The organism is Antrihabitans stalagmiti, from assembly GCF_016482825.1.
In the GTDB taxonomy this organism is placed as follows: Bacteria; Actinomycetota; Actinomycetes; order Mycobacteriales; family Mycobacteriaceae; genus Antrihabitans; species Antrihabitans stalagmiti.
In genome coordinates this window covers 345,503-353,919 of the sequence record NZ_JAEMNV010000007.1, presented here as the reverse complement: position 1 = coordinate 353,919, position 8,417 = coordinate 345,503, and the positions used below count along the sequence as shown (strand labels likewise).

Sequence of the window (8,417 nt, the reverse complement as noted above, 5' to 3'; positions counted from 1 at the left end):
GCTCGGTCATCTGACGCTCGACCTCACCAAGCGATACCAAGGCAAACTGCACGACGCAGCCTAAAATGTGTCTCGCATGTATCTAGACACATCTGTGCCACATGTATCTAGACAGCACAGAGGTTCCGCCCGCCGAAAAGACTCACGAGGCGCGTAGCGCCCTACCCGACCAGCGGGGCGACCTTGGTGCCAAGCAGTTCGATGCTGCCGAGCACCTGATCGTGGGGCATGGTGCCGACGCTCACGTGCAGCATAAATCGATCGATGCCGAGCGAGGTTTGCATCGCCGAGATCTTGTCCGCGACCTGCTCCGGCGTGCCGACCAGCAACGAACCCTGCGGCGATCGCAGGCCGTCGAACTGAGCGCGCGTCATGGGTCCCCAGCCGCGTTCGCGGCCGAGCTTGGTCATCGCCATCGCGTAGGACGGATAGAAGTCTTCGACCGCACGCTCTTCGGACTCGGCGATGTAACCGTGCGCGTGCACAGCGATCGGCTGCGGCTGGTGTCCACCTTCGGCGAGTGCACGCCGGTAGAGGTCGGCGAGCGGTGCGAAGCGTGCCGGCTCGCCGCCGATGATCGCGATCGCCAAGGGCAAGCCGAGCAGTCCGGCACGGATCACCGATTCGGGGTTGCCACCGACGCCGATCCAGACGGGAAGCTCGCGTTCGGTCCGCGGATAGACCATCTGGTCCTTCAGCGGTGCGCGGAACTGCCCGTTCCAGGTGACGGGATCGCCCGACCGCAGCTCGAGCAACAACTGCAGCTTCTCCACGAACAGATCGTCGTAGTCGCCCAGGTCGTAGCCGAACAGCGGGAACGATTCCGTGAAGGAACCGCGACCTGCGATGATCTCGGCGCGGCCGGACGAGATGAGGTCGAGCGTCGCGAACTGCTGGTAGACCCGGACGGGGTCGTCGGAGCTCAACACCGTCACGGCACTGGTCAGCGCGATCGACGACGTCTTTCCTGCGGCGGCAGCAAGGACGACCGCTGGTGCGGAGGCTGCGAAATCAGCGCGGTGATGTTCGCCGACCCCGTAGACGGCCAACCCGGCAGCTTCGGCGACGACCGCTTCCTCGACGACCTGCCGCAGTCGGACGCCGTAGGTCGGCGCGGCCGATCCGTTGCCCGCGTACGCCTCGGCGAACGTCGTGATTCCCAACTCCACAGGACTTCCTCTCGGTCGGCCATTGCTAGTTGAATGCTCAACTAGATGTCGAGACCGTCAACCCGTAGGTCTCGGCCGGTATTCCCACGAGCGTAGGCAGTTAGGCTGGTTGCTATGTCTGTCGGAACCACCAGCAAGTCCAGGAAGCCGTTGGCGAAGGGTGTCGTCGCGCCGGTCCTACAGGTACCGCGCTCGATCGAAGCGCCCGAGTACGCCTGGAAGCCGACCGCGGTCGAGGGCAAAGAGCCATGGGTGCAGACGCCCGAGACGATCGAGGCGATGCGGGTCGCCAGCAAGATCGCGGCAGGTGCCCTCGAAGCGGCAGGCAAGGCAGTCGCGCCCGGTGTCACGACCGATCGCCTCGACGTCATCGCCCACGAATTTATGCTCGATCACGGCGCGTACCCGTCCACGTTGGGCTACAAGGGTTTTGCGAAGTCGTGCTGCACCTCGCTTAACGAAGTCATCTGCCACGGCATCCCCGACTCGACGGTGATCGAAGACGGCGACATCGTCAACATCGACGTCACCGCCTACAAGGACGGCGTGCACGGCGACACCAACGCAACCTTCCTTGCCGGCGACGTCGCGGAGGAGAATCGTCTCCTCGTCGAGCGCACCCACGAGGCAACCATGCGGGCGATCAAGGCCGTGAAACCGGGCCGCGCGCTCAACGTGATCGGCCGAGTCATCGAGGCTTATGCCAACCGCTTCGGCTACGGCGTCGTCCGCGACTTCACCGGCCACGGCATCGGCACCACCTTCCACAACGGGCTCGTCATCCTCCACTACGACGAGCCGGCGGTGGAGACGATCATCGAGCCGGGCATGACCTTCACCATCGAGCCGATGATCAACCTCGGTTCCATCGACTACGAGATCTGGGACGACAACTGGACCGTCGTCACCAAGGACCGCAAGTGGACCGCACAGTTCGAGCACACACTGCTCGTCACCGACACGGGCGCCGAGATTCTCACCCTCCCGTGACAGGTGGCGCGCTGCTGATCGCGGGCACGACGTCGGATGCGGGCAAAAGTGTTGTCGTCGCAGGTCTGTGCAGGCTGCTGGCGCGGCGCGGACTGAAGGTGGCGCCGTTCAAGGCGCAGAACATGTCGAACAACTCCGTCGTCACGCTCGACGGTGGTGAGATCGGGCGCGCGCAGGCGCTGCAAGCCCAGGCGTGCGGTCTGGAACCGAGCATCAGGTTCAATCCGGTTCTGCTCAAGCCGGGGAGCGACCGGACGTCGCAGTTGGTGGTGCGTGGTCGTGCGGTCGGATCGGTGAGTGCGCGCAACTACGTCGAACACCGGGAAGCGTTGCGCGACATCGTGGCGGCCGACTTGGCCTCGCTGCGTGCGGAATTCGACATCGTGATCTGCGAAGGCGCCGGGTCGCCCGCCGAAATCAATCTGCGGGCAACCGATCTGGCGAACATGGGGCTGGCGCAGGCGGCGTCGCTACCGGTGATCATCGTCGGCGATATCGACCGAGGGGGAGTGCTCGCGCACCTCTACGGGACCGTCGCGATCCTCGACAAAGCCGACCAAGATCTGATCGCCGGCTTCGTCATCAACAAATTTCGCGGCGATGTCGGCCTGCTCGAACCCGGTCTGCGGCAGTTGCAAGCCTTGACCGGTCGGCCGACGTACGGAGTGATTCCGTTCGCCGAAGACCTGTGGATCGACGCCGAGGACTCGCTCGGAACCGTCGGAGATTCGACGGTGGGTCGGCCTGCGCCGCCGGTCGGTGGACAGTGGCTCACGGTTGCCGCGATCCGGCTGCCGCGGATTTCGAACTCGACGGACATCGAGGCGCTGGCATGCGAGCCCGGTGTGTCGGTGCGATGGGCAACCGAACCGTCGCGACTGTCCGAAGCGGACCTCGTGGTCGTTCCCGGATCGAAGTCGACCGTCAGCGACCTGGAATGGATGCGGCGCAACGGTATTGCCGACGCGTTGATTGCGAGAGGTGCCGCGGGCAAGCCGGTCTTCGGGATCTGTGGCGGCTATCAAATGCTGGGGAAGCGAATCGTCGACACCGTCGAGTCAGGCGCGGGTGAGGTCGTCGGACTCGGCCTGCTCGACCTCGAGATCGAGTTCGCGGCCGAGAAGGTGCTCGCGCGAGTCGAAGGACAGGCCTCGCGAATTCCGGTGTCCGGCTACGAAATACACCACGGTCGGGTTGCCCGCAACGGCGATGACCCGTTGTTGACCACGGCCGCGGGCCCCGAAGGCAGCGTCAGGGGGTCCGTATTCGGAACGCACTGGCACGGGCTGCTCGAGTCCGACGGCTACCGCAGGCAGCTGCTGGAGGACGTCGCGATGCGTGCGGGGCGGATCGGGTTCAGGTTGGCTCCCGACACATCCGTTGCAGCGGTTCGGGCGGCGCAACTGGACCTGCTCGCCGACCTCGTCGAGCAGAACGTCGACGTCGACGCGCTGACGAAATTGGCCGAGGCCGCACGCGGCTCGTGAGTCTTTCCGGTGGGTGGGCGCGCCGAAAAGACGCACGAGCGCGAAGCGCCCGAATCGCGTACGGTCCCATGCCATGGAGTTCATCCAAGTGGCTGCAGGCGAAGGCACTTGCACAGTTCGTGTGGACGGACCGGTTGGCACGCACGTAGTCGTGCTGCTGCCGGGTAAGAGCGACCCGGCGACGGTATTCGACAAGGTTTGCGAGCGATTGCACAATTCGGGGTTGCGCACCGTCGTGCCCGAGGCGATCGACGGAATCGACGAAGCAGCGGTCATCGGGATCCTCGACGGCCTGAAACTCGGGTGGGCCAACCTCGTCGGTAGCCGTGAGGGGGCCGACCTCGCGTGGCTGCTCGCAGCGCGCAGTTTCGGTCGCTTCCAGAGTCTCGTCGTCGCCGACCGTGGCCACCCGGCAGTCCCGGACTCCGAAGGCCGTGTGCTCGACTCCACCTGCCCCGCTGTGGAATTGCCGACCACGGTGATGATCGGCAGTTCACGCGAGCGGGTACAGGCCGACGTCAGTGGCAGACACGTCTACTCCGAATTCCGCGTTGTGCAATTGGACGGCATAGCCGACATCGCACGTGACGCGAGCCACGAACTTGCCACCGAGATCGTCCTGCGTACCAGCAGTTGGTGAGCCGACTACGCGCGCAAGGCGCCTAGCAGCGCATTCTCGACTACCTCTGGCAGGCCGGGATGGATCCAGTACTGGCCGCGGGCCATCGTCCTGGCATCGAGGCCGAACTGCATCGCCTGCACTATCGGCTGAAGGAGTGTCGACGCCTGGGCTCCGATGATGTGTGCGCCGAGGATTCGTTTGGTGCCACGCTCGAGGATGATCTTGCACAGCCCTTCCTCGTCTTCCATCGCCCAGCCGTAGGCGACGTCGGCGTAGGTGTGCACATGGACCGCCACATCGTGGCCTGCGGCGCGTGCGTCCTCCTCGGTGAGGCCGACGTCGGCGATCTGCGGATCGGTGAACACGGCAGCGGGGACGAAACGGTGATCGGTGCGGACCAACTCGTCGGTCGAACCCGACCACGCGTTGCGCAGCAGATTGTCACGTACGACGCGTGCCTCGTGGTTGGCGACATGCTTGAGCAGGTACGGCGAGGACACATCGCCGAGCGCGAAAATGCCGTCGGCAGTGGTGCGTTGGAACTCGTCGACGACGACGCGGCCGTCGTTGTCCAACTCGACACCCGTTGCGGCGACGTTCAGGCGGTCGCCGTTCGGGGTGCGACCGACGGCTACGAGTAGCGCACTGCCGTCGACGCGGCTGCCGTCGTCCAGTTCCACGGAGACGCCCGACTCCGTCTTGTGGACGGCGGCAAGAGTGCGACCCAAATGAACGTCCCATTTCGCCTGAGCCAGCGTGGTGAACTGCTCGGAGATGTCCTGGTCGAGATGGCGGAGCAACTTCTCGCCCCGCGCGACGATCGAGATCGAGACACCGAGAGCGGAGAAGATCCCAGCAAACTCCGCAGCGATGTAGCCGCCGCCGATGATGACCAGACTCTCCGGTAGTTCGGGCAGTCGCATGATGTCGTCGCTCGTGTGGAATTCGACGCCACTCGACGCCACCTCCGCGGGAACGTTCGCCCGTGAACCCGCCGCGATGACAACCTGGTCGGCGGTGATGACCCGACCGGTGCCTGTGTCGATCGTGCGCGGACCCACGAACTCCGCATGCCCCGAAAACAGTGTCGTGCCAGGCGTTCTCGACCGACGGAAGTCTTCGGCGTCGGCGGAGATCGGATCGATTCTTCCGAAGACGCGGTCGACGATGTCGGACCAGCGAATCTTGTCGACGTGTGCGTCGACGCCGAACTTCGACGCGTGCCGCACGGTCCGCGCCACCTCGGCGGCGTAGACGAACATCTTGGTCGGGATGCAACCGACGTTGATGCAGGTACCGCCGAAGGTGCCCTGCTCGAGGATCGCGACCTTCTTGCCTGCGAATTGCTTGGTGAGAATCGTGTTGCCCGATCCCGAACCGATGATCGCCAGTTCGAAATGCTCTGCCTCGGCCACGCTCATGTCTCCTTGTGTCGGTGAGCCTGCAGCCAATCGAGCCACATGTCGAGTTCTGCAAACGCCTTTGCCAACGGCCGTGGTGCCGAGAGGAACACATCGTGCCGGGCATCCTCGATCGGTACCACCGTCGTTCGGTCGCCGAGGCAGCCCGCCCAACGTTGAATCTGCTTCACGTCGAGCACCGCATCCGCGACGTCGACCTCCGGACCGTACTTCTTGGCGAAACTACTGAGCTTGGAACGCAGAATCAGCGTCGGAACACCGACATCGAGTCCACGGTGCAACTTGGCGTGACCGTGGCGAACCGCACGAAGCCAACCGAAGCGGACGGGAAAACCGCCGAGTGGCTTCCATTCGAGGTCGAAGTCCCATTCGCCGTAACCGCTGGCGTGAATGCTGGTCCCGTAGGTGTCGATGCTCTTTCCCGGTATCGCGGACAGCGCCCTGAACCGACCCGCGACGTCGATGAAGGCCGAGGTGACGACGCTGCGCAGATAGGCGGGACCCTGTAGGTCGAACCATGGACTGTTGAGGACGATGCCCGCGACGCCGGTGGTGTGGCCGTTGCGGCGCCGTCTGTCCAGCCACAGCGGCACGATCAACCCGCCCGTCGAATGGCCTGTGACCAGTAGGTCGCCGCCGACCTCGGCTGTGACTATCCGCACAGCCTCCTCCAGTTCGACGTCGTAATAGGCGAGGTCGCTTACGAAGTGAGGGGTCTGGTTCTTACGCTGGGATCGACCGCATTTGCGCAGGTCCAGAGCATAAAATCGCATACCGCGAGCCGCGAAGTGCTCTGCGATGTGGCGTTGGAAGAAGTAGTCGGACCGACCGTGGACGTAGAGCGCCGCGCTTGGACCGCCTGCGACGGGTTGAACCGGCTCGGTTGGGGAATACCTGACGAGTGTTGCCTCGATCAGCCCTTCACCGTCCGGATCGTCACCCAGCGGAATGGTGCGTTGCTGATAACGCTCCCCGAGGATGTCCGGTACCCATGCAGATCGAACCGACGCGGGTTCAGGGTTTTGCGTCACATTCACAATCTAATGGCACCGTCCAGCCCATCGCGAGGCGCACAATTGGACATGGTGAACGCCGGGTAACCTAACTCCCGCGCTAAAGCCGATCAGGCTTGCCAGTTACTAAGACAAGGAAGTCGAATCTCCAGTGACGAACGCAGCTGCAGTCTCGAATAAGAAGTCCGACCAGAAGGTCGACGTAGTGCTCGTCGGTGCAGGCATCATGAGTGCGACGCTCGGCGCTCTGCTGCGCCAACTGCAGCCGGACTGGTCCATTGCCTTGTTCGAGCGCCTGGATGCGGCGTCCGCGGAAAGTTCGGACCCGTGGAACAACGCGGGTACCGGCCACTCGGCGCTGTGCGAGCTGAACTACACCCCGCAGAATTCGGACGGTTCCGTCGACGTCTCAAAGGCGATCACCGTCAACGAGCAGTTCCAGGTTTCGCGTCAGTTCTGGTCGCATGCGGTCGAGAACGGCGTGCTCAGCAACCCCAAAGAATTCATCAACCCGATACCGCACGTCAGCTTCGTGCACGGCGCCGACAACGTCGAGTACCTGCGCAAGCGCTACGAGGCGCTGGCAGATCAGACGTTGTTCCGCGGCATGGAGTTCATCGACAGTCCCGACGAGTTCAGCCGGCGCCTGCCCCTGATGGCGAAGGGTCGTGACTTCTCCGATCCCGTCGCCCTCAACTGGAGCGAAGGTGGCACCGACGTCGACTTCGGCGCGCTGACCAAGCAGTTCATCAACTACATCGGAGACGGCGGGACGGTCCACTTCGGCCACGACGTCCGCAACATCACCAAGCAGTCCGACGGCAGCTGGAACGTCAAGGTCGTCAACAACCGCACCCGCAAGAAGCGCACGCTCAACGCGAAGTTCGTGTTCGTCGGCGCGGGTGGTGGCGCACTACCGCTGCTGCAGAAGTCGGGAATCAAAGAAATCGCCGGGTTCGGCGGATTCCCGGTCAGCGGCCAGTTCTTCCGGTGCACCAATCCGGACCTCATTTCCCAGCACGGCGCGAAGGTCTACGGCAAGGCTGCAGTCGGTGCACCGCCGATGTCGGTGCCGCACCTCGACACCCGCGTCATCGGCCACAAGCCCGGCCTGCTGTTCGGCCCGTACGCAGGCTGGACGCCGAAGTTCCTCAAAGAGGGCAAGCTGACCGACCTGCCGATGTCGATCCGTCCCAACAACCTGATGTCGCTCGTCGGCGTCGGCCTGACCGAATTCGGCCTGACCAAGTACCTCATCACCGAGTTGCTGCAGTCCGCCGACGGCCGGGTCGAGACGCTGTCGGAATTCGTACCGAAGGCGCTCGGCAAGGATTGGGAGCTGATCACCGCCGGTCAGCGGGTCCAGGTGATCCGCCGTAAGGGCGCAGGTGGTGTGCTCGAGTTCGGCACTGCCGTGATCACGTCCGAAGACGGAAGTATCGCCGGCTTGCTAGGCGCATCGCCCGGAGCGTCGACCGCTGTGACGGCCATGCTCGACGTCTTGAAGAACTGCTTCGGCTCGCAGTACAAGTCGTGGGAGCCCAAGCTCAAGGAAATGGTGCCGTCGCTCGGTGTGCAGCTGAGCGACAACCCGACCCTCTTCGACGAAGTATGGGCCTACACCTCCAAGACGCTGCAGCTCGTCGACGACGCACCCGCAGGTGGCGCATCGTCGGCCGAACTCGCAGAGTCGTCGTCGGTGTGATAGTCAGGGT

7 protein-coding genes are annotated in these 8,417 nt (G+C 64.0%); 4 read left to right on the top strand and 3 right to left on the bottom strand.

The annotated features are described in order from the left end of the window. Window positions 1-161: 161 nt before the first annotated feature. Complete coding sequence (locus JGU71_RS21885) at window positions 162-1,169, bottom strand: LLM class flavin-dependent oxidoreductase (RefSeq protein WP_199706485.1); 1,008 nt, start codon at window positions 1,167-1,169, stop codon at window positions 162-164. A gap of 114 nt (window positions 1,170-1,283) precedes the next feature. Here JGU71_RS21885 and map point away from each other — a divergent pair, with 114 nt between their 5' ends. From map to JGU71_RS21870, 3 genes are all read left to right on the top strand, one after another. Continuing rightward, entirely contained in the window at window positions 1,284-2,159 is an 876-nt protein-coding gene (gene map / locus JGU71_RS21880) for a type I methionyl aminopeptidase (RefSeq protein WP_199706483.1), read from the top strand. After that, complete coding sequence (locus JGU71_RS21875; RefSeq protein ID WP_199706482.1) at window positions 2,156-3,646, top strand: cobyric acid synthase; 1,491 nt, start codon at window positions 2,156-2,158, stop codon at window positions 3,644-3,646. The genes map and JGU71_RS21875 overlap by 4 nt, the downstream gene beginning before the upstream one ends. Before the next feature lie 73 nt (window positions 3,647-3,719). After that, entirely contained in the window at window positions 3,720-4,286 is a 567-nt protein-coding gene (locus tag JGU71_RS21870; protein ID WP_199706480.1) for an alpha/beta hydrolase, read from the top strand. 5 nt (window positions 4,287-4,291) lie between these two features. On the opposite strand, the gene mtr is transcribed toward JGU71_RS21870, so the two are convergent. Both mtr and JGU71_RS21860 read right to left on the bottom strand, forming a co-directional pair. Further along, complete coding sequence (gene mtr, locus JGU71_RS21865) at window positions 4,292-5,683, bottom strand: mycothione reductase (RefSeq protein ID WP_307829758.1); 1,392 nt, start codon at window positions 5,681-5,683, stop codon at window positions 4,292-4,294. Between the two features lie 2 nt (window positions 5,684-5,685). Then, entirely contained in the window at window positions 5,686-6,720 is a 1,035-nt protein-coding gene (locus JGU71_RS21860) for an alpha/beta hydrolase (protein WP_199706476.1), read from the bottom strand. Between the two features lie 133 nt (window positions 6,721-6,853). On the opposite strand from JGU71_RS21860, the gene mqo reads away from it, so the two are divergent. Further along, window positions 6,854-8,407, top strand: coding sequence for a malate dehydrogenase (quinone) (gene mqo, locus JGU71_RS21855; RefSeq protein WP_199706474.1), 1,554 nt, complete (start codon window positions 6,854-6,856; stop codon window positions 8,405-8,407). Window positions 8,408-8,417: the final 10 nt, after the last annotated feature.

Excerpts from the sequence above, each read along its gene's own strand:
- map (WP_199706483.1), top strand. The coding sequence starts at position 1,284 with ATGTCTGTCGGAACCACCAGCAAGTCCAGGAAGCCGTTGGCGAAGGGT.
- JGU71_RS21870 (WP_199706480.1), top strand. The coding sequence starts at position 3,720 with ATGGAGTTCATCCAAGTGGCTGCAGGCGAAGGCACTTGCACAGTTCGT.